This is a genomic window from Cupriavidus sp. WS (assembly GCF_000395345.1).
In the GTDB taxonomy this organism is placed as follows: Bacteria; Pseudomonadota; Gammaproteobacteria; order Burkholderiales; family Burkholderiaceae; genus Cupriavidus; species Cupriavidus basilensis_B.
Map to the genome: position 1 here is coordinate 1 of NZ_AQPL01000309.1, position 18,978 is coordinate 18,978.

Annotated in this window: 15 protein-coding genes; 7 read left to right on the plus strand and 8 right to left on the minus strand. The window is 70.7% G+C overall.

Annotated elements, in window-relative coordinates; all coding sequences use genetic code 11:
- The 6 genes from fmdA to urtA all read right to left on the minus strand — a co-directional run.
- Positions 1-1,217 (minus strand): formamidase (fmdA, locus tag K206_RS0123825; RefSeq protein WP_020204902.1); only part of this gene is annotated, 1,217 nt, incomplete at its 3' end.
- Between the two features lie 56 nt (positions 1,218-1,273).
- Complete coding sequence (gene urtE, locus K206_RS0123830) at positions 1,274-1,963, minus strand: urea ABC transporter ATP-binding subunit UrtE (RefSeq protein ID WP_020204903.1); 690 nt, start codon at positions 1,961-1,963, stop codon at positions 1,274-1,276.
- 29 nt (positions 1,964-1,992) lie between these two features.
- Entirely contained in the window at positions 1,993-2,736 is a 744-nt protein-coding gene (gene urtD / locus K206_RS0123835; RefSeq protein ID WP_020204904.1) for an urea ABC transporter ATP-binding protein UrtD, read from the minus strand.
- 16 nt (positions 2,737-2,752) lie between these two features.
- Positions 2,753-3,952: an urea ABC transporter permease subunit UrtC gene (gene urtC, locus K206_RS0123840; RefSeq protein ID WP_020204905.1), complete on the minus strand. Its 1,200-nt coding sequence runs from the start codon at positions 3,950-3,952 to the stop codon at positions 2,753-2,755.
- Positions 3,953-4,023: 71 nt separating this feature from the next.
- Positions 4,024-4,938, minus strand: a complete 915-nt coding sequence (gene urtB / locus K206_RS0123845) for an urea ABC transporter permease subunit UrtB (protein ID WP_029044011.1) — start codon at positions 4,936-4,938, stop codon at positions 4,024-4,026.
- Between the two features lie 449 nt (positions 4,939-5,387).
- Positions 5,388-6,611, minus strand: a complete 1,224-nt coding sequence (gene urtA / locus K206_RS0123850; RefSeq protein WP_052165975.1) for an urea ABC transporter substrate-binding protein — start codon at positions 6,609-6,611, stop codon at positions 5,388-5,390.
- Between the two features lie 298 nt (positions 6,612-6,909).
- On the opposite strand from urtA, the gene K206_RS0123855 reads away from it, so the two are divergent.
- Positions 6,910-10,263, plus strand: coding sequence for an ATP-binding protein (locus K206_RS0123855; RefSeq protein WP_020204908.1), 3,354 nt, complete (start codon positions 6,910-6,912; stop codon positions 10,261-10,263).
- Entirely contained in the window at positions 10,247-11,155 is a 909-nt protein-coding gene (locus K206_RS0123860; RefSeq protein WP_020423878.1) for a response regulator, read from the plus strand. Before K206_RS0123855 ends, K206_RS0123860 begins: the two co-directional genes overlap by 17 nt.
- A gap of 62 nt (positions 11,156-11,217) precedes the next feature.
- Here K206_RS0123860 and dmeF read toward each other — a convergent pair whose 3' ends face one another.
- On the minus strand, positions 11,218-12,198 hold the full coding sequence (dmeF, locus tag K206_RS0123865) for a CDF family Co(II)/Ni(II) efflux transporter DmeF (protein WP_020204910.1): 981 nt from the start codon (positions 12,196-12,198) through the stop codon (positions 11,218-11,220).
- Between the two features lie 203 nt (positions 12,199-12,401).
- Between dmeF and chrA the strand changes: the two genes are divergently transcribed.
- Positions 12,402-13,751, plus strand: a complete 1,350-nt coding sequence (gene chrA, locus K206_RS0123870) for a chromate efflux transporter (protein WP_020204911.1) — start codon at positions 12,402-12,404, stop codon at positions 13,749-13,751.
- Positions 13,752-13,776: 25 nt separating this feature from the next.
- On the opposite strand, the gene K206_RS0123875 is transcribed toward chrA, so the two are convergent.
- Entirely contained in the window at positions 13,777-14,697 is a 921-nt protein-coding gene (locus K206_RS0123875) for a LysR family transcriptional regulator (RefSeq protein ID WP_020204912.1), read from the minus strand.
- 143 nt (positions 14,698-14,840) lie between these two features.
- Between K206_RS0123875 and K206_RS0123880 the strand changes: the two genes are divergently transcribed.
- The 4 genes from K206_RS0123880 (at position 14,841) to K206_RS0123895 (ending at position 18,950) form a co-directional block, all read left to right on the plus strand.
- Positions 14,841-15,860 carry a tripartite tricarboxylate transporter substrate binding protein gene (locus K206_RS0123880; protein WP_020204913.1) on the plus strand — a complete coding sequence of 340 codons (1,020 nt, stop codon included), beginning with the start codon at positions 14,841-14,843 and terminating at the stop codon, positions 15,858-15,860.
- 68 nt (positions 15,861-15,928) lie between these two features.
- Positions 15,929-17,347, plus strand: a complete 1,419-nt coding sequence (gene leuC, locus K206_RS0123885; protein WP_020204914.1) for a 3-isopropylmalate dehydratase large subunit — start codon at positions 15,929-15,931, stop codon at positions 17,345-17,347.
- Complete coding sequence (gene leuD / locus K206_RS0123890) at positions 17,340-18,038, plus strand: 3-isopropylmalate dehydratase small subunit (protein ID WP_020204915.1); 699 nt, start codon at positions 17,340-17,342, stop codon at positions 18,036-18,038. The genes leuC and leuD overlap by 8 nt, the downstream gene beginning before the upstream one ends.
- A 27-nt stretch (positions 18,039-18,065) precedes the next feature.
- Positions 18,066-18,950: an alpha/beta fold hydrolase gene (locus K206_RS0123895; protein WP_020204916.1), complete on the plus strand. Its 885-nt coding sequence runs from the start codon at positions 18,066-18,068 to the stop codon at positions 18,948-18,950.
- Positions 18,951-18,978 lie beyond the last annotated feature (28 nt).

An 18,978-nucleotide genomic window follows, 5' to 3' on the forward strand; every position in this document is an offset into this window, starting at 1 on the left:
GAGATCGGCAGGTCCACGTCGCCCTTGATGTGCTTGACGGGGCCGTCCGCGCTCGGGCGGATGTCGAAGTCGAAGATCTGCGTGGGCAGCCACAGCGTGGCGCAGGCGTTGGGGATGTCCACCACGCCGCTGATGTGGCCCTGCACCGGCGCCGTGCCGAGGATGGAGTAGGCCTGCGCGGGCGAGTAGCCGAACTTGGTCATGTACTCGATGGCGTTGAGGCAGGCCTGGCGGTAGGCCACGTGCACGTCGAGGTAGTGCTGCTGGCCGGCCTCGTCCACCGAGATGCCTTCGAAGATCAGGTAGTCGTTGTAGTGCGGCGTGATCGGGCTGGGCTTGAAGATCGGGTTCTTGATGCCGTACTTGGCCATGCCGCCCTTGATCAGCGACACGCGCATGTGCACCCAGCCGGCCATCTCGATGGCGCCGCAGAAGGTGATTTCGCCGTCGCCCTGCGAGAAGTGCAGGTCGCCCACCGACAGGCCGGCGCCGTCCACGTAGACCGGGAAGTACACCTTGGCGCCGCGCGACAGGTCCTTGATGTCGCAGTTGCCGCCGTGCTCGCGCGGCGGCACGGTGCGCGCGCCGTGCGCGGCGGCCTGGTCGCGCGCGTCGCCCTGCAGGCGGCCCATGTGCGCGGTGGCGGCGAAGGGCGGGTTGGCCAGCGGCGGCACGCGCGCCGGCTCGGTGGCGATGAAGTCCAGTTCGCGCTTGTTCCAGGTCTCCAGCATGGCCTTGTCGGGCAGGCAGCCGATCAGGCCCGGGTGGATCAGCCCGGCGAAGTTGACGCCCGGGATGTGGCGCGACGAGGTGTAGAGGCCGTGGAAATCCCAGATCGATTTCTGCGCGAGCGGAAAGCGGTCGGTCAGGAAGCCGCCGCCGTTCTGCTTCGAGAAGAAGCCGTTGAAGCCCCACTGGCTTTCGGCCTTGGCGCCGATGTCGAGCAGGTCCACCACCAGCAGGTCGCCGGGCTCGGCGCCTTCCACGCCGACCGGGCCGGACAGGAAGTGCACGATCGACAGGTCGATGTCGCGCACGTCGTCGGCCGAGTCGTTGTTCTTGATGAAGCCGCCGGTCCAGTCGTAGGTCTCGAGGATGAAATCGTCGCCGGGCTTGACCCAGCAGGCCATCGGGATGTCCGGGTGCCAGCGGTTGTGGACGTCGGGGTTCTCGTACGGGGATTGGGCCAGGTCGACCTTGATCAGGGTGTCCGTCATGACATGCCTCCAGTGTTGGCGTGAGGGGATGGGGTCGGAAAGCGTAGGAAAGGTGTCTACACCGACAGCAACTGCCGGATGTGCTCGACGTCGGTGCTGTCGCGCTGGGTCTCGTGCACGAAGCGCCCGCCTTCGATCACCAGCAGGCGGTCGGCCACGTCGAGCGCGAAGCTGAGCACCTGCTCGGAGAAGACGATGGTGATGTCGCGCGTGCGGCGGATCTCCAGCAGCGCGCGCGCGATGTCCTTGATGATGGAAGGCTGGATGCCCTCGGTGGGCTCGTCGAGCAGCAGCACCTTGGGGTTGGCCACCAGCGCGCGCGCGATGGCGAGCTGCTGCTGCTGGCCGCCGGACAGGTTGCCGCCCTTGCGCCGGCGCATGTCGAACAGCACCGGGAACATGGCGAAGATCTCCTCGGGGATGCGGCGCGTCCTGCCCTGCTCCATGCCGGTGAGGATGTTCTCCTCCACGGTCAGGTGCGAGAAGATCATGCGGCCCTGCGGCACGTAGGCCAGGCCGGCGCGCACGCGGCGGTAGCTTTCGTCGTTGGCCACGTCGCGGCCGTCCACGCAGACCTGCCCCGAGCGCACCGGCAGCATGCCGATCATGGCCTTGAACAGCGTGGTCTTGCCCATGCCGTTGCGGCCCATGATGGCCACCGTCTCGCCCTGCGCGGCGGCGAACGACACGCCGTGCAGCGCCTCGCTCTGGCCGTAGTTCACGACCACGTTGTCGACTGTGAGCATGCTGGTTTCCTCCGGTAAAGTGGCCAGCATCAGTGGCCGAGATAGACGTCGATCACGCGCGGATCGTTCTGCACCTGCTCCATCGAGCCTTCCGCGAGGATCTTGCCCTGGTGCATCACCGTGACCTTGTCGGCGATGCGCTTGACGAAATCCATGTCGTGCTCGATCACGATCACCGCGCGCCCGCGGCTGATGCGCTTGAGCAGCTCGGCGGTCTGCTCGCGCTCGCGCACGCTCATGCCGGCGATGGGCTCGTCGAGCATCAGCAGCTGCGGCTCCTGCATCAGCAGCATGCCGATCTCCAGCCACTGCTTCTGCCCGTGCGAGAGCTGCGCGGCCTCGCGCCCGAGCGCGTCGCCCAGGCCGATCTCGGCGGCCACGTCGGCCACGCGCTGGCGCACCTCGGGCGTGGTGCGGAACATCAGCGCGCCGAACACGCCGCGCCCGCGCGGGAACGACACCGCGAGGTTCTGGAACACGCTGAGGTTTTCGTAGATGGAGGGCGTCTGGAACTTGCGGCCCACGCCGGCGCGCACGATGCGGTACTCGGCCAGCCCGGTCATCTCGCGGTTGGCGAACTTGATGCTGCCGCCGGTGGCGCGCGTCTTGCCGCAGATCAGGTCGAGCAGCGTGGTCTTGCCGGCGCCGTTGGGGCCGATGATCACGCGCAGCTCGTCGCGGTCCACGTAGAGCGTGAGGTTGTCGATGGCGCGGAAGCCGTCGAAGGAAACGGTCAGGTCCTCCACCGCCAGCATGAAATCGGTATTGCTCATGGCGTCTTCCTCGCGTTCAGGCGCGCTGCCGCGCGCCGGCTTCGGTGGTCCCGGCATCGCCGGCGGCGGCCGGCGATGCCGGTGTGGCGGCGTGGTCGCGGCGCGCCATGTACTTGCGGTAGAGGCCGGCCAGCCCGTCGGGGAAGGCCACCACCACGCCGATGAACAGCGCCGCCATCAGGAACAGCCACAGGTCCGGGAAGCTCTCGGAGAAATACGTCTTGCCGAAGTTGACCAGCAGCGTGCCCCACACCGCGCCCACCAGGCTCATGCGCCCGCCCACCGCGGCGAAGATCACCATCTCGATGGACGGCACGATGCCGACGAACGACGGCGACATGAAGCCCACCTGCAGCGTGAACAGCGCGCCGCCCACCGCCGACAGCGCCGCGGCCAGGCAGAACACGAAGACCTTGAACATGGCCACGTCGTAGCCGGAGAAGCGCACGCGGTCTTCCTTGTCGCGCATGGCCAGCAGCAGCACGCCGAGCTTGCTGCGCTGGATCCAGCGGCACAGCGCGATGGCGCCGAACAGCAGCGCCACGTTGGCGAAGTACAGCGCCACCTTGGCGCCGTCGCCGCGGATGTCCCAGCCCAGCATGGTCTTGAGGTCGGTGATGCCGTTGACGCCGCCGGTGTAGCCCTGCTGGCCGATGATCAGCACCGACAGGATCAGCGCCACGGCCTGCGTGATGATGGCGAAGTAGACCCCGCCCACGCGCCGGCGGAACATGGCGAAGCTCACCACGAAGGCCAGCGCCACCGGCACCGCGATCACGCCGGCCAGCGCGAACGGCAGGTGGCGGAACGGCTCCCACCACCACGGCAGCGCGGTGATCTGGTTCCAGTCCATGAAGTCGGGGATGCCGGGCGTGGACTGGATCGCGGTGCTCTTGGGGTCGGACGCCTCGAGCTTGAGGAACATCGCCATCGCATAGCCGCCGAGGCCGAAGAACACGCCCTGGCCGAGGCTGAGCACGCCGCCGTAGCCCCACAGCATGACCAGCCCGACGGCGACGAAGGCGTAGCTGAGGTACTTGCCGACCAGGTTGAGGCGGAACACGTCGAGCGCCAGCGGCATGATGACCACCAGCACCAGCGCCAGCAGCAGGTAGCCCGAGAGCTCGCTGCGCAGCAGGCGCAGCGGCAGGGACGGGCGGCGCGGCGCCGGCGCGGCGGCGGAGGACGGAGAAGAGGAAGGGGCGGAGGGAGACATCACAAGCTCCTGGGGCGGTCCGGTTCGAGTCGGTGCGGTTCGGTTCGGTTCGGTGGAAGGGCGGTGGTGCGTCAGCGCCGCACCGCCGGCGCGAACAGGCCTTGCGGGCGGATCATCAGGATGGTCACGATCAGCAGCAGCGTCAGCACGCGCGCCATCGAGCCGGTCAGGAAGAACTCGCTGATCGACTGCGCCTGCGCGATGCCGAAGGCCGAGGCCACGGTGCCGAGCAGGCTGGCCGCGCCGCCGAAGGTCACCACCAGGAACGAGTCGACGATGTACAGCGAGCCGCTGGTGGGCCCGGTCGAGCCGATCGTGGTGAAGGCCGCGCCGGCCACGCCGGCGATGCCGCAGCCGATGGCGAAGGTCAGGCGGTCGGTGCGGCGCGTGTTGATGCCGGCGGCGTTGGCCATCGGCCGGTTCAGCGTGGTGGCGCGCACGCGCAGCCCCCAGCGCGAGCGGTACAGCGCCAGCCACACCATGCCGGTGACGAACAGCGTGAGCGCCATCACGAACAGGCCGTTGATGGGAATGTCGAGGCCCGCGGCCGGCGCCCACGAGCCCATCAGCCACTCCGGCAGCGTGGGGCTGACCTCCTTGGGGCCGAAGGTGGAGCGGAAGGTCTGCTGCATGCCCAGCGACAGGCCCCAGGTGGCCAGCAGCGTGTCGAGCGGGCGGCGGTAGAGATGGCGGATCAGCGCCCATTCGGCCACCCAGCCCGCGCAGAACGCCAGCACGAAGGCCGCGCCGATCGCCAGCGGGAAATAGAACGGCATCCACGACGGCGCCAGGCGCTCGGTCAGCGTGGAAGCGAGGAAGATGGTGTAGGCGCCGATCGTCATGAACTCGCCGTGGGCCATGTTGATCACGCCCATCTGCCCGAAGATGATGGCCAGGCCCAGCGCCATCAGCAGCAGCACCGAGAACAGGCTCAGGCCGGCAAAGCCCTGCATCAGGCCGATGTTCAGCATGTCGGTTAGATTCATGTCGCGCTCGCCAAGGAAAGAATGCAGAGAAGACGCCGGACGAAGGCGTCGGTTATCGGTTTTCGGGGCGCAGAACAAGCGAAGCCGATGGTCTTGTCCCGCGCGGCAGCATTGGCCGGCCTCCGCCCTCTCCCCCGGCCCTCTCCCCCGGCCCTCTCCCGCGGGCGGGAGAGGGGAGAACCCCCCCCCGGGCGATCGACGAAGCCGGCGAATGGGCCCACACCGCCAGCGCTGGCCCAAGCAAGGTGTCCTCCCTCTCCCCTCACGGGGAGAGGGCCGGGGAGAGGGGCGGTTTGACTAGGAGCCACATCAAGCGAGGCCAGCGGTTTTGTCCAACGCAGAGGCGAGAAACGAAGCCGCCGGTTTTTTCCAGCACGCCGGCATCCGCCAGCGCCGGCCCTCTCCCCCGACCCCTCTCCCGCAAGCGGGAGAGGGGAGCCAACCAGGCTTTACTGATACCCCTTCGGAAACGGATTCGGCGGGATCAGCTGCGGCGACTCGGCCACCACCTTGAACTGTCCGTCGAGCTGCGCCAGGCCCACGCGCGTCTTGCTCCACAGGTGGTGGTTGGGGTCGACCTTGACGAAGCCTTCCGGCGCGGTCTTCAGCTCGATGCCGGGCGAGGCGGCCACCACCTTGTCGATGTCGAAGCTGCCGGCCTTCTCCACCGCGGCCTTCCACAGCCACGGGCCGAGGTAGGCGGCCTGGGTCACGTCGCCGATCACCGACTTGGCGCCGTACTTGGCCTTGAAGGCTTCCACGAAGGCCTTGTTGTTGGGGTTGTCGAGCGACTGGAAGTACTTCATGGCCGCGTAGAAGCCGGCGATGTTCTCGCCGCCGATGCCCAGCACCTCGTCCTCGGTGACGGAGATGGTCAGCAGGAACTGCTTGTCGGCGGTGATGCCGGCGGCCTTGAGCTGCTTGTAGAAGGCCACGTTGGAGCCGCCCACCACGATGGCGTAGATGCAGTCCGGCTTGGCCACCTTGATCTTGTTGATGAGCGAGTTGAAGTTGGTGTGGCCCAGCGGGTAGTACTCCTCGCCCACCACCTTGAGCTTGAGGAAGTTCTCGATGTGCTTGCGCGCGATCTTGTTCGAGGTGCGCGGCCAGATGTAGTCCGAGCCGATCAGGAAGAAGCTCTTGGCGTTCTTCTGCTTGGCCGCCCAGTCCAGGCCCCAGATGATCTGCTGGGTGGCTTCCTGGCCGGTGTAGATGACGTTCTTGGACTGCTCCAGCCCTTCGTAGAAGGTCGGGTAGTAGAGCAGGCCGTTCTCCTTCTCGAAGATCGGCAGCACGGCCTTGCGCGAGGCCGAGGTCCAGCAGCCGAACACGGCCGCCACGCGGTCGTTGACCAGCAGCTTCTTGGACTTCTCGGCGAAGGTCGGCCAGTCGGAAGCGCCGTCTTCCTTGATGACCTTGATCTTGCGCCCGAGGATGCCGCCGGCCGCGTTGATCTGGTCGATGGCGAGCTGCTCGGCCTGGATCGAGCCGGTCTCGGAGATGGCCATCGTGCCGGTGGCGGAATGGAGCTGGCCGACCGTGACCTCGGTATCGGTGACGGCCAGCTTGGTGGTGTTGGCCACCGCGGTGGGCACCGCCGCGCGCGCCTGCATGCTCAGGCCGGACAGGCCCGCCAGCGACAGCGCCGGCAGCGAGGCCAGGCCCTGCATCATGCGCCGGCGCTGCGGCGAGATGGTGGCGCCGTCTTCGGTTTGCTGCGGTGGGAGGGACCCGTTCTTTGCTTTGTCACGCATGATCGACGCTCCTTGGAGGCGTGGTTGGATGGCGATGGAAGGCGGTGATTGACCCTGCGGCTGGATCATGGTGCAGCGCAACGCACGCTTCCATACGTCATTCGACGTACCCGCCTGCGCATGCTCGGCAGCGGCGCCGGCACGGCACAGCTCTTGCATCAGCGCAGCGCGGCCCACGCCCGGCCCGCGTCCGCACCGTCCGGAGTCATCCACCCTCATGCCCGCCGCCAGCCAGCCCGTACAGCGCATCAGCAAGATCCGGCGCGACTACAACCGCTGGGTTGCCGACGAGACCCTGGAGGACTACGCGCTGCGTTTTGCACCAAGGACGTTCCGCAAGTGGAGCGCCTTCCGCGTGGCCAATACCGCTTTTGGTGCAGTGGCCTTCCTGGCGCTCGAAGCCATCGGCGCGGCCATCACGCTCAGCTACGGCTTCACCAACGCGATGTGGGCCATCGGCGTGGTCAGCCTGGCGATCTTCCTGACCGGCCTGCCGATCTCCTACTACGCCGCCCGCCACGGCCTGGACATGGACCTGCTGGCGCGCGGCGCCGGCTTCGGCTACCTGGGCTCGACCGTCACCTCGCTGATCTACGCCAGCTTCACCTTCATCTTCTTCGCGCTCGAGGCGGCCATCATGGCGCAGGCGTTCGAGCTGCTGTTCGGGCTGCCGCGCTCGTTCGGCTACCTGCTCTCGGCGCTGGTGGTGATCCCGCTGGTCACGCACGGCGTGACGCTGATCTCGCGCTTCCAGCTGTGGACGCAGCCGCTGTGGCTGCTGCTGCTGGCGCTGCCCTACGCGGCGATCGCGTGGCGCGAGCCGGGCCTGTACGCCGACTTCCTCTCGTTCAACGGGCGCCTGGCCGAGGGCGACGGCTTCTCGTGGCATGCGTTCGGCGCCGCCGCCACCGTGACCGCCGCGCTGATCGCGCAGATCGGCGAGCAGGTCGACTTCCTGCGCTTCATGCCCGAGCTGACGCGGCGCAACCGGCTGCGCTGGTGGAGCGCGCTGATCGCCGCCGGCCCGGGCTGGATCCTGCTGGGCGCGGCCAAGATGGCGGGCGGCGCGTTCCTCGCGTTCGTGGCGCTGCAGGCCGAGGTGCCGATCTCGCACGCGCTCGAGCCCACGCAGATGTACCTGGCCGGCTTCGCGCGCGCGCTCGGCGGCGCCGGCCCGGCGTGGCTGGCGGTGGCGCTGACCGGGCTGTTCGTGCTGCTGTCGCAGACCAAGATCAACATCACCAACGCCTACGCCGGCTCGCTGGCGTGGTCCAACGTGTTCGCGCGGCTCACGCACAGCCACCCGGGGCGCGTGGTGTGGCTGGGCTTCAACGTGCTGATCGCGGTGATGCTGATGGCGATGGGCGTGTTCGAGGCGCTCGAGCAGGTGCTGGCGCTGTACGCGCACCTCGCGGTGGCGTGGGTCGGGGCCATCGTCGGCGACCTCGTCATCAGCAAGCCGCTGGGGCTGTCGCCGCGCACCATCGAGTTCCGCCGCGCCTACCTGTTCGACATCAACCCGGCCGGCTTCGGCGCCATGATGCTGGCCTCGGCGCTGTCGATGCTGGTGCACCTGGGCGCGTTCGGCGAGACCCTGCGGCCGGCCTCGATCGGCGTGGGGCTGGCGCTGGCCATCGCGTTCCCGCCGCTGATCGCGTTCGCTACCCACAGCCGCTACTACATCGCGCGCGTGCCGGTGGATTTCGGCCCGCGCCACAAGCGCGTGCGCTGCACGATCTGCCGCAACCCGTTCGAGGTGGAGGACGTGGCCGCGTGCCCGGCCTACCGCGGCCCGATCTGCTCGCTGTGCTGCACGCTCGACGCGCGCTGCGGCGACCGCTGCAAGCCCGGCGCCAGCGCGCAGGAGCAGATCGCCACGGCGCTGGCGCGCGTGCTGCCGGCCGGCACGCCGCCGGTGATGGCGCGCCGCATCGGCCAGTTCTGCCTGGTGCTGGCGGGCATGGTGTTCGCGTTCGGCACGCTGCTGTGGCTGCTCTACACGCAGGAGCAGTTGTCCGGCTCGCTGTACGCGGCCATGCAGCCGCGCACCGGCCTGTTCGTCAAGATCTTCGCCGGGCTGCTGCTGTTCGCCGCGGTGGCGGCGTGGTGGCTGGTGCTGGCCAACGAGAGCCGCGCGGTGGCGCAGGAAGAGTCGGAGCGGCAGAACATGCTGCTGCAGAAGGAAATCGACGCGCACCGCCACACCGACGCGCTGCTGCAGGGCGCCAAGGAAGCCGCCGAGAAGGCCAACCTCGCCAAGAGCCGCTTCATCACCGGCATGAGCCACGAGATGCGCGCCGGCCTGAACTCCATCCTCGGCTACTCGCAGCTGCTGCTGCGCGCGCCGCAGCTGCCGGGCGCGCTGCGCGAGGACGTGCGCACCATCGGCCGCGCCGGCGAGCATCTCTCCAGCCTGGTCGACGGGCTGCTGGAGCTGTCGCGCATCGAGGCCGGCAAGCTGCGCCTGGCGCAGGAAGCGGTGGCGCTGGAGGGCCTGTTCGACGAGCTGGTGCGCATGTTCCGCCCGCTGGCCGCGGCGCGCGGGCTGGCGTTCCACTACCGCGTGGAGGGCGCGCTGCCCACGCACGTGCACGGCGACCCCAAGCGGCTGCGCCAGATCGTCATCAACCTGGTCAGCAACGCCATCAAGTTCACCGAGCAGGGCGCCGTCACGCTGTCGGTGCGGCACCAGCGCGAGCTGGCCACCATCGTGGTGAGCGACACCGGCCCCGGCATCGACGCGGCCGACCAGGCGCGCATCTTCGACCCGTTCGAGCGCGCCGGCGGCCACGACGACCGCGAGGGCATCGGCCTGGGGCTGGCCATCGTGCGGCTGCTGGCCGACCTGATGGGTGGCGAGATCCGCGTGCGCAGCGCGCCCGGCGCCGGCAGCGAGTTCGCGGTGCGGCTGTACCTGCCGGCGGTGACGGCGCCGCTGGCGCGCCGCGCCGCCGCGCCGGACAGCCCGCTGCCGGCCAACGCGCGCGTGCTGGTGGTGGACGACCGCGCCGCGCACCGCGCCGTGCTGCTCGGCTTCCTGGCGCCGCTCGGCCTGGCCGTGCGCGAGGCCGGCGAGGGCGCCGCGGTGCTGCCGGCGGTGCAGCGCTGGCAGCCGCAACTGGTGCTGCTCGACCTCAACCTGCCGGACGCCTCGGGCTGGGACCTGTGCCGCATGCTGCGCGCGCTGCCACAGCCGCCGCTGGTGGTGATCGTGTCCGCCAACGCGCACGAGAACACCGAGGAGGCGCGCGCCACGCACGGCTATTTCGCTTTCGTCAGCAAGCCGGTGCGCGAGGCGGAGCTGATCGAGGTGGTGCGGCGCGCACTGGCGGCCGCCACCGCCACCGCTTCATCGGCGCCGCACCGGGCGCCGCCCGCCGACCTGCTGCGCGAGCTGCTGCTGCTCGGCGCCACCGGGCGCCAGCGCGCGCTCGAGGCGCAACTGGCGGAGCTGGCCGAAGGCGCCGACGCCAGCGCGCCGTGGGCCGCCCGCATGCTGGCGCTGGCGCGCAGCAATGCCGACGCATTCAACCACTCCCTAGGCGAGGCGCTCCATGAATCCCGCTCCTGACCTGCAGACCCGCGTGCTGGTGGTGGACGACAACGCCGACGCGCGCGGCTTCATCGCGCGCGCGCTCGGCGGCGAGGCGATGGCCGTGCACGCCGCCCACAGCGGCGACGCCGCGCTTGCCGCGCTGGCCTTCTTCGAGCCCGACGCGGTGCTGCTCGACGTGGACATGCCCGGCATGGACGGCTTCGCCACCTGCGCCGCGCTGGTCGACCGCCATGCCGACCTGCCGGTGATCTTCATGACGGGCCTGGGCGAGACCGGCCACATCGTGCGCGGCTTCGAGGTCGGCGGCTGCGACTACGTGACCAAGCCGGTGGCGATCGCCGAGGTGGTGGCGCGCGTGCGCTCGCACGCCGCCAAGGCGCGCCTGGCGCGCAGCGCGCGCGCGGCCGTGCTGGGCAGCGCGGTGCCGATGCTGGCCGCCGGCGCGGGCGGGCAACTGATGTGGATGAACGACAGCGCCGCGGCGCTGCTGCGCGCGCAGGGCCTGGCCGCGGTGCCGCCGGGGCAATTGCTGCCGGCGCCGCTGGCCTCGGCGCTGGAGTCGCTGCGCGACGATGCCGGCCCGCAGTGCGCGCGCCTGGGCGCGCTGCAGCTGCGCCGGCTGACCGGCGTGAGCGCGGGCGTGACGGTGGTGGAGCTGGCGGCTTATGCCGCGCAGGCCGCCGGGGAGGGCGGCGTGGCCGGTGTGGCCGGCTCGGCGACCGAGCTGACGCCGCGCGAGGCGGAGGTGATGGTGTGGGTGGCGCGCGGCAAGACCAACCGCGACGTCGCCGAGATCCTCGGCATGAGCCCGCGCACGGTCAACAAGCATCTCGAGCACATCTACGAGAAGCTCGGCGTGGAGACGCGCACCGCGGCGGTGGCGGCGGCGCAGCGCGGCATGGCCTAGGCCGGCCGCGCCGGCGGCGCGATGCAGTGCGGTGCGGCGAGGTGCGGCGAGGTGCAGGCCGCCTAGTGCCCGCAGCGGTGGATTTCCACCGTCACGTGCGCGAGTTCCTCGTGCACGGACAGCGCCTCCTTCACGCGCGCCGGCGTGAGCGCGTCGTCGTGCGTCACCAGGCTGGCGATCACGGCGAACTTCTGCTTGCCCACGCGCCACACGTGCAGGTCGGCCACGCGCGTGCCTTCGGGGCCGTCGTCGAAGCCGGCCAGCACCTCGCGCACCTCGTCCACCACCGGGTGGTCCATCTCGCGGTCCAGCAGCACGGTGCCGGTCTGCCGCAGCAGGCCCAGCGCCCAGTGGCCGACCAGCGCGGCGCCGGCCAGGCCCATCACCGGGTCGAGCCAGCCCAGGCCGAGCCACCAGCCGCCGGCCAGCGCCAGCACCGCCAGCACCGAGGTGGCGGCGTCGGCCAGCACGTGCAGGTAGGCCGAGCGCAGGTTCAGGTCGTGGTGGCCGTGGTGATCGTGGCCATGATCGTGGCCGTGCTCATGCCCGTGCCCGTGTCCGTGGTCATGCCCGTGGTCATGTCCGTGATGGGCGCCGCCCAGGATCAGCGCGCACGCCAGGTTGACCAGCAGGCCGGCGATGGTCACGGCCAGCGCCTCGCGGTAGTGGATGGCCTGCGGGCTGAACAGCCGCTCGACCGAGCCGTACACCATCAGCGCGGCCACGCCGAGCAGGAAGATGGCGCTGGCGAAGCCGGCCAGCACCTCGATCCTCCACGCGCCGAAGGCGAAGCGCCGGTCGCCGGCATAGCGGCGCGCCGCGGCGTAGGCGAACGCGGTCAGGCCGATGGCCAGCGCGTGCGAGCTCATGTGCCAGCCGTCGGCCAGCAGCGCCATCGAGTTGAACCACAGGCCGGCGGCGATCTCGACGACCATGGTGGCGGCGGTGATCAGCATCACCAGGCGGGTGCCGCGCTCGGCGGCGCGGTTGCCGGTGTCGAAGACGTGGCTGTGGGTCCAGCGGGAGAGATCCTGGGTATGCATGGCGGTCCTGTGCAGCTTGGAAATATCGTCGGGCGCAAGCGTAACAGCGCTCGGCGCCACCGGGGCGATTCGTCCCTGCCGGCAGCATGGGCAGGCGCGCCGGCGCGGGCTGTCACGCGTCTCTGCTATTGTTGGCGCGCTGCCCGCCGCAGGCAAGGCACAAGATAACCCACAAGACACCCTACAAGACAGCGCCACAGACGATGCATGCCTCCACCCTGACTTCCGCGGCCGCCCCGGCGCCGATCCCGCTGCGCCAGGCGTTCTGGTACTGGCTCAAGCTGGGCTTCATCAGCTTCGGCGGCCCGGCCGGGCAGATCGCCATCATGCACGAGGACCTGGTCGAGCGGCGCCGCTGGATCTCCGAGAGCCGTTTCCTGCACGCGCTCAACTACTGCATGGTGCTGCCCGGCCCCGAGGCGCAGCAGCTGGCCACCTACATCGGCTGGCTGATGCACCGTACCTGGGGCGGGGTGATCGCGGGCGGGCTGTTCGTGCTGCCTTCGCTGCTGATCCTGATGCTGCTGTCGTGGATCTACCTGCGCTTCGGCGAGGTGCCGGCGGTGGCCGGCGTGCTGTACGGCATCAAGCCGGCGGTGACGGCCATCGTGGTGTCGGCGGCGTGGCGCATCGGCTCGCGCACGCTCCGGAACGGCTGGTTGTGGGTCATCGCGGCGGCGTCGTTCGTGGCGATCTTCGCGCTCGGGCTGCCGTTCCCGGCCATCGTGGTGGCCGCCGCCGTGGCCGGCCACGTGGGCGGGCGCATCGCGCCGCAGCGCTTCGCCGGCGGCGGCGGGCATGGCGCCGGCAAGGCCGGGCACGGCCCGGCGCTGATCGACGACCACACGCCCACGCCCGCGCACGCGCTATTCTCGTGGCGGCGCTTCGCGCGCGTGCTGGCGGTGTTCCTGGCGGTGTGGGCGCTGGCGCTGGGCGCGCTGGCGTGGCGCTACGGCTGGCAGGGCACGCTCACGCAGATGGGCTGGTTCTTCACCAAGGCCGCGCTGATGACCTTCGGCGGCGCCTACGCGGTGCTGCCCTATGTCTACCAGGGCGCGGTGGCGCATTTCCACTGGCTGACCGCGCCGCAGATGATCGACGGGCTGGCGCTGGGCGAGACCACGCCGGGCCCGCTCATCATGGTGGTGGCCTTCGTCGGTTTCGTCGGCGGCTGGACCCACGCCGTGTTCGGCGCCCACGCGCTGGTGGCCTCGGCGGTGGCGGCGGCCGCGGTGGTGACGTTCTTCACCTTCCTGCCGTCCTTCCTGTTCATCCTGCTGGGCGGCCCGTTCGTGGAAAGCACGCACGGCAACCTGAAGTTCACCGCGCCGCTGACCGCCATCACGGCGGCGGTGGTCGGCGTGATCGTCAACCTGGCGGTGTTCTTCGCCTATCACGTGCTGTGGCCGGCCGGGCTGCAAGGCCGCTTCGACTGGCCCTCGGCGCTGATCGGGCTGGCCGCGGCGGTGGCGCTGTTCCGCTTCAAGGCCGGCGTGATCCCGGTGATCCTGGGCTGCGGGCTGGCCGGCATGGCCATCGTGCTGCTGCGCTGAGTCCGCCAGCCGCCGCTGCCAGCCGCTACCAGCCGCTGTAAGGCGCGTCCGGCGCGCGGTGTGCGGCGAAATGCCGCGCCAGGTAGTCGACGAAGGCGCGCACCTTGGCGGTGAGATGGTCGCGCGTGAGGAACACGGCGGACACGTCCGCCGGCGGCGTCGACCACTCCGCCAGTACCTGGCGCAGCCGGCCCGAGCGCAGCATCGGCGCCACCTCCCATTCCGAGCGCATCAGGATGCCGTGGCCCTGCAGGGCCCAGCCGAGCGCGACCTCGCCGTCGTTGGTGCTGGCCGGGCCGCGCACCTTGACGGTCTCCTGGCGGCTGGCCGAGCGCAGGTGCCAGGTGCCGTAGGTGGCGTCGCTCTCGCGCAGCACGATGCAGCGGTGCCGCTGCAGCTCGCGCGGCGAGGCCGGCTCGCCGTGGCTGGCCAGGTAGCGCGGCGCGGCGCACAGCAGGCGGCGGTTGTGGGCGAGCGGGCGCGCGGTCAGGCGGGCGTCGGGCAGGCCGCCCACGCGGATGCCCACGTCGAAGCCGGCCTCGGCCAGGTTGAGCGGCCGGTCGGTCAGCTCGAGCTGCACCTCCACTTCCGGGCAGGCCAGCAGGAAGGCGCCCACCGCCGGCGCCACGTGGCGCCGGCCGAAGCCGAGCGTGGCATTGACGCGCAGCAGCCCGCGCGGCGCCACGCGGCTGCCGCCCAGGCCCTGCTCCAGCTCCTCCAGCTCGGCCAGGATGCGCGCGCCCTGTTCCAGGTAGGCCTCGCCCTCCTGCGTCACGCTCAGGCGCCGCGTGGTGCGGTGGAGCAGGCGCACGCCCAGGCGCGCCTCCAGCGCGGCCAGCCGCTTGCTGGCGGCCGACGGCGTGATGCCGAACTGCTGCGCCGCGCCGGCCAGGCTGCCGCGCTTGACCAGGGTGACGAAGAAGGCGAGATCGGAGAAGGTATCCAAACGGGAATTGGTGAACTGAAGGACCGAATGAAAGTCTGTGGATGAAATTATAGCGGCGCGTTCAATGGTTACACTGGCATCTCCATAAAACAGCGCGGCGGAAGCGGTCCCGTTTCCAAGCCGCCGGACCAAGGAGACCCACCATGACCCGCTTTACCGCGACCCGCGCGTTGACCACCCTGGCCCGCCGCGTGCGCCGGGCCCCGGCTGCCGCGCTTGGCGCGCTCGCCCTGTGCGCCGCGCTGGCGCCCGCCGGCGCCGCCGAGACCTTCCCGGCGCGCCCGATCCGCCTGATCGTGCCGTTCGCGCCGGGCGGCAGCGTGGACATCGCCGCGCGCCTGATCACCGAAGCGTGGGGCCGCCAGCTCGGCCAGCCGGTGGTGGCGGACAACCGCGCCGGCGCCTCCGGCAACATCGGCATGGACCAGGCCGCCAAGGCCAGGCCGGACGGCTACACGCTGGCCATCAACAACGTGGCGCTGGCGGTCAATCCTTCGCTGTTCGCCAGGCTGCCGTTCGACACCGAGCGCGATCTGATGTCGGTCGGCACGATGGGCACCTCGCAGCATGTGCTGGTGGTCACCAACAGCCTGCCGGCCAAGGACGTGAAGCAGCTGATCGCGCTGGCCAGGAGCGAGCCCGGCAAGCTGAGCTTCGGCTCGGCCGGCACCGGCAGCACCCTCCACATGGCGGCGGAGCTGTTCAAGTCCGAGTCCGGCGCCAACATCCTGCACGTGCCTTACAAGGGCGGCGGCCCGGCCATGCTCGACACCATCGCCGGCCAGGTGCAGATCAGCTTCCCGGTGCTGTCGGCCGCGCAGCAGCAGGTGCAGGCCGGCAAGCTGCGCGCGCTGGCGGTGACCGGGCCCAAGCGCTCGCCGCTGATGCCGGGCGTGCCGACCGTCGCCGAGGCGGGCCTGCCCAACTACACGTTCGAGACCTGGTTCATCGTCAGCGCGCCGGCCGGCACGCCCAAGGACGTCATCGCCACGCTCAACCGCACGCTGAACCAGGCGCTGTCCACGCCGGAGATGAAGGCGCGCCTGCTCAAGGAAGGCTTCGAGCCGCTCACCATGAGCCCGGCCCAGGCCGACGCCATGCTGCACAAGGAAACCCTGCGCTGGGCCGCGCAGATCAAGCAGGCCGGCATCACGCCGGAATAGCCATGCCGCGCGGCGGCCACCGCCGCCGGCCGGCTACCCACAAACAAGCACCCACAAGCACAAGTCTCATGCCAGGCCGTACCTTTTACCGCAAGCTGGTGGATTCGCACACCGTGGCGGCGCTCGACGCCGACCACGTGCTGCTCTACGCGGATCTGCACCTGATGAACGAATACACCAGCCCGCAGGCGTTCGCCGGGCTGGCCGAGCACGGGCGCGCGGTGCCCGCGCCGGGCCAGCAGGTGGCGGTGGTGGACCACATCATCCCCACCCACGCGGAAAGCCCGCGCCGCATCCAGGACCCGGCCTCCGCCTTGCAGGCGCGCAACCTCAAGCGCAACTGCGAGCGGCACGGCATCGCGCTGTTCGACACCGACGACGCGCTGCAGGGCATCGAGCACGTGATCGCGCCCGAGCACGGCATGATCCGCCCGGGCATGGTGGTGCTGTGCGGCGACAGCCATACCACCACCTACGGCGCGCTGGGCGCGCTCGGCTTCGGCATCGGCACCTCGGAGGTGGAGCACGTGCTGGCCACGCAGACGCTGGTGTACCGCGTGGCGCGGGACATGCGCATCCGCGTGGACGGCACGCTGCCGCGCGGCGCCACCGCCAAGGACCTGATCCTGCACGTCATCAGCCGCATCGGCGCGCAGGGCGCGCGCGGCTACGTGGTGGAGTTCTGCGGCAGCGCCATCGGCGCGCTGTCCGTGGAGGCGCGCATGACCCTGTGCAACATGACGGTGGAAGCCGGCGCGCGCGGCGCGCTGATCGCCCCCGACGCGCGCACCGTCGACTACGTGCTGGCGCGCGCGCCGGATATCGCCGGCGAGCTGCGCGAGCGCGCGCTGGCCTGCTGGCGCGAGCTGCACTCCGACGCCGATGCGCGCTTCGACAGCGAGCTCGCGTTCGACGCCAGCCACGTCGCGCCCTACGTCAGCTGGGGCACCAGCCCCGACCAGGCCATCGCCATCGACGCGCGCGTGCCGCTGCCCGCGGACGCCGCCGACGACGTGGCGCGCAGCGCCGCGGCGCGCGCGCTCGACTACATCGGCCTGGAGGCCGGCGCCACGCTCGAGGGGCTGCCGGTGCAGCGCGTGTTCATCGGCTCGTGCACCAACGGCCGCATCGAAGACCTGCGCGCGGTGGCCGGCATCGTGCGCGGACGCCGCGTGGCCGAGGGCGTGCGCGCGATGGTGGTGCCGGGCTCGGGCGCGGTGCGCGCCCAGGCCGAGGAAGAGGGCATCGCGCAGGTGCTGCGCGACGCCGGCTTCGAGTGGCGCAAGCCGGGCTGCTCGATGTGCCTGGCCATGAACGACGACGTGCTGGCGCCCGGCGAGCGCTGCGCCTCCACCACCAACCGCAATTTCGAGGGACGCCAGGGGCGCGCCGGGCGCACCCACCTGATGAGTCCCGCGATGGCCGCCGCCGCGGCCCTGACCGGCTGCATCACCGACGTGCGCCGCCTGGAGCAGACCGATGCCTGACAACCGTAGCGAAATCCGCACCGAAAGCCAGACCGGACACGGCGCAAGCCAGGCCGGACACGACCTGATCGCCGCCACCGGCGCGCCGCTGCCGGTGGGCAACCTCGACACCGACCAGATCATGCCCAAGCAGTTCCTGCGCATCATCGACAAGGCCGGGCTGGACCGCGGGCTGCTGTACGACATGCGCTTCGACGCCGACGGCGCGCCGCGCCCGGACTTCGTGCTCAACCAGCCGCAGTACCAGGGCGCCGGCGTGCTGGTGGCCGGGCCCAACTTCGGCTGCGGCTCCAGCCGCGAGCACGCGGTGTGGGGGCTGCAGCAGTTCGGCATCCGCGCGGTGATCGCGCCGAGCTTCGGCGAGATCTTCTACTCCAACGCCATCAACAACCGCCTGCTGCTGGTGATGCTGCCGCAGTCCGAGGTGGACGCGCTGATGGCCGCGGTGTCGGCGCCCGCGCCCGCGCGCATCGAGATCGACCTGGCCGCCATGACCGTGCGCGCCGGCGCGCTGTGCTTCGGCTTCGCGCTGGCCGAGCGCCACCGCCTGATGTTCCGCCAGGGCCTGGACATGATCGGCGCCACGCTGGCGCAGCAGGCGCGCATAGCGGAATTCGCGCGGCGCCATCACAATGCACAGCCGTGGCTGCAGGATGTCGCGGCCCGGACGATGGCGCGGCTGTCCGCCTAGGCGCGGCCGCATTCAGGAGGACCGATCGTGTTCGAAGGCTTCACCCCGCGCCGCGTGCCCTGTGGCGACGTCGAGATCCACGCCGTGGTGGGCGGGCAGGGCCCGGCCCTGCTGCTGCTGCACGGCCATCCGCAGACCCACGTGATCTGGCACAAGGTGGCCGCCGCGCTGGCGCGCCACTTCACCGTGGTCGCCACCGACCTGCGCGGCTACGGCGACAGCGGCAAGCCCGCCGGCCTGCCGGATCACGCCAACTACAGCAAGCGCGTCATGGCGCAGGACCAGGTCGCGCTCATGCACGCGCTCGGCTTCGAGCGCTTCCTGGTGATGGCGCACGACCGCGGCGCGCGCGTGGCGCACCGCATGGCGCTCGACCATCCCGGCGCGATGCGGCGGCTGGTGACGCTGGACATCGCGCCCACGCTGGCGATGTACGAGCAGACCAGCCTGCAGTTCGCCACCGCGTACTGGCACTGGTTCTTCCTGATCCGCCCGGCGCCGTTCCCCGAGACGCTGATCGAGGCCGACCCGGCGCTCTACCTGCGCAGCACGATGGGCGCGCGCAGCGCCGGCCTGGCGCCGTTCACGGACGCGGCGATGGCCGAATACCTGCGCTGCCTCGAGCTGCCCGGCGCCGCGCACGGCCTGTGCGAGGACTATCGCGCGAGCGCTTCGATCGACCTCGAGCACGACCGCGCCGATCTCGCCGCCGGGCGCAAGGTCGAGTGCGGGATGCTCGCGCTGTGGGGCGAGCAGGGCGCGGTGGGCCGCTGCTTCGCGCCGCTGGACGAGTGGCGCAAGGTGGCGCGCGACGTGCGCGGCAAGAGCCTGCCGTGCGGCCACTACATCGCCGAGGAAGCGCCCGAGCTGCTGCTGGAAGAGACGTTGCCGTTCCTGCTGGCCGCGCACTGAGCCACACTGAGCCGCATCGAGACACATC

Excerpts from the sequence above, each read along its gene's own strand:
- K206_RS0123880 (WP_020204913.1), top strand. The coding sequence starts at position 14,841 with ATGACCCGCTTTACCGCGACCCGCGCGTTGACCACCCTGGCCCGCCGC.
- urtA (WP_052165975.1), bottom strand. The coding sequence starts at position 6,611 with ATGATGCAGGGCCTGGCCTCGCTGCCGGCGCTGTCGCTGGCGGGCCTG.
- urtC (WP_020204905.1), bottom strand. The coding sequence starts at position 3,952 with ATGTCTCCCTCCGCCCCTTCCTCTTCTCCGTCCTCCGCCGCCGCGCCG.
- chrA (WP_020204911.1), top strand. The coding sequence starts at position 12,402 with ATGCATGCCTCCACCCTGACTTCCGCGGCCGCCCCGGCGCCGATCCCG.
- leuC (WP_020204914.1), top strand. The coding sequence starts at position 15,929 with ATGCCAGGCCGTACCTTTTACCGCAAGCTGGTGGATTCGCACACCGTG.
- K206_RS0123855 (WP_020204908.1), top strand. The coding sequence starts at position 6,910 with ATGCCCGCCGCCAGCCAGCCCGTACAGCGCATCAGCAAGATCCGGCGC.
- urtD (WP_020204904.1), bottom strand. The coding sequence starts at position 2,736 with ATGAGCAATACCGATTTCATGCTGGCGGTGGAGGACCTGACCGTTTCC.
- urtB (WP_029044011.1), bottom strand. The coding sequence starts at position 4,938 with ATGAATCTAACCGACATGCTGAACATCGGCCTGATGCAGGGCTTTGCC.
- leuD (WP_020204915.1), top strand. The coding sequence starts at position 17,340 with ATGCCTGACAACCGTAGCGAAATCCGCACCGAAAGCCAGACCGGACAC.
- K206_RS0123860 (WP_020423878.1), top strand. The coding sequence starts at position 10,247 with ATGAATCCCGCTCCTGACCTGCAGACCCGCGTGCTGGTGGTGGACGAC.
- urtE (WP_020204903.1), bottom strand. The coding sequence starts at position 1,963 with ATGCTCACAGTCGACAACGTGGTCGTGAACTACGGCCAGAGCGAGGCG.
- dmeF (WP_020204910.1), bottom strand. The coding sequence starts at position 12,198 with ATGCATACCCAGGATCTCTCCCGCTGGACCCACAGCCACGTCTTCGAC.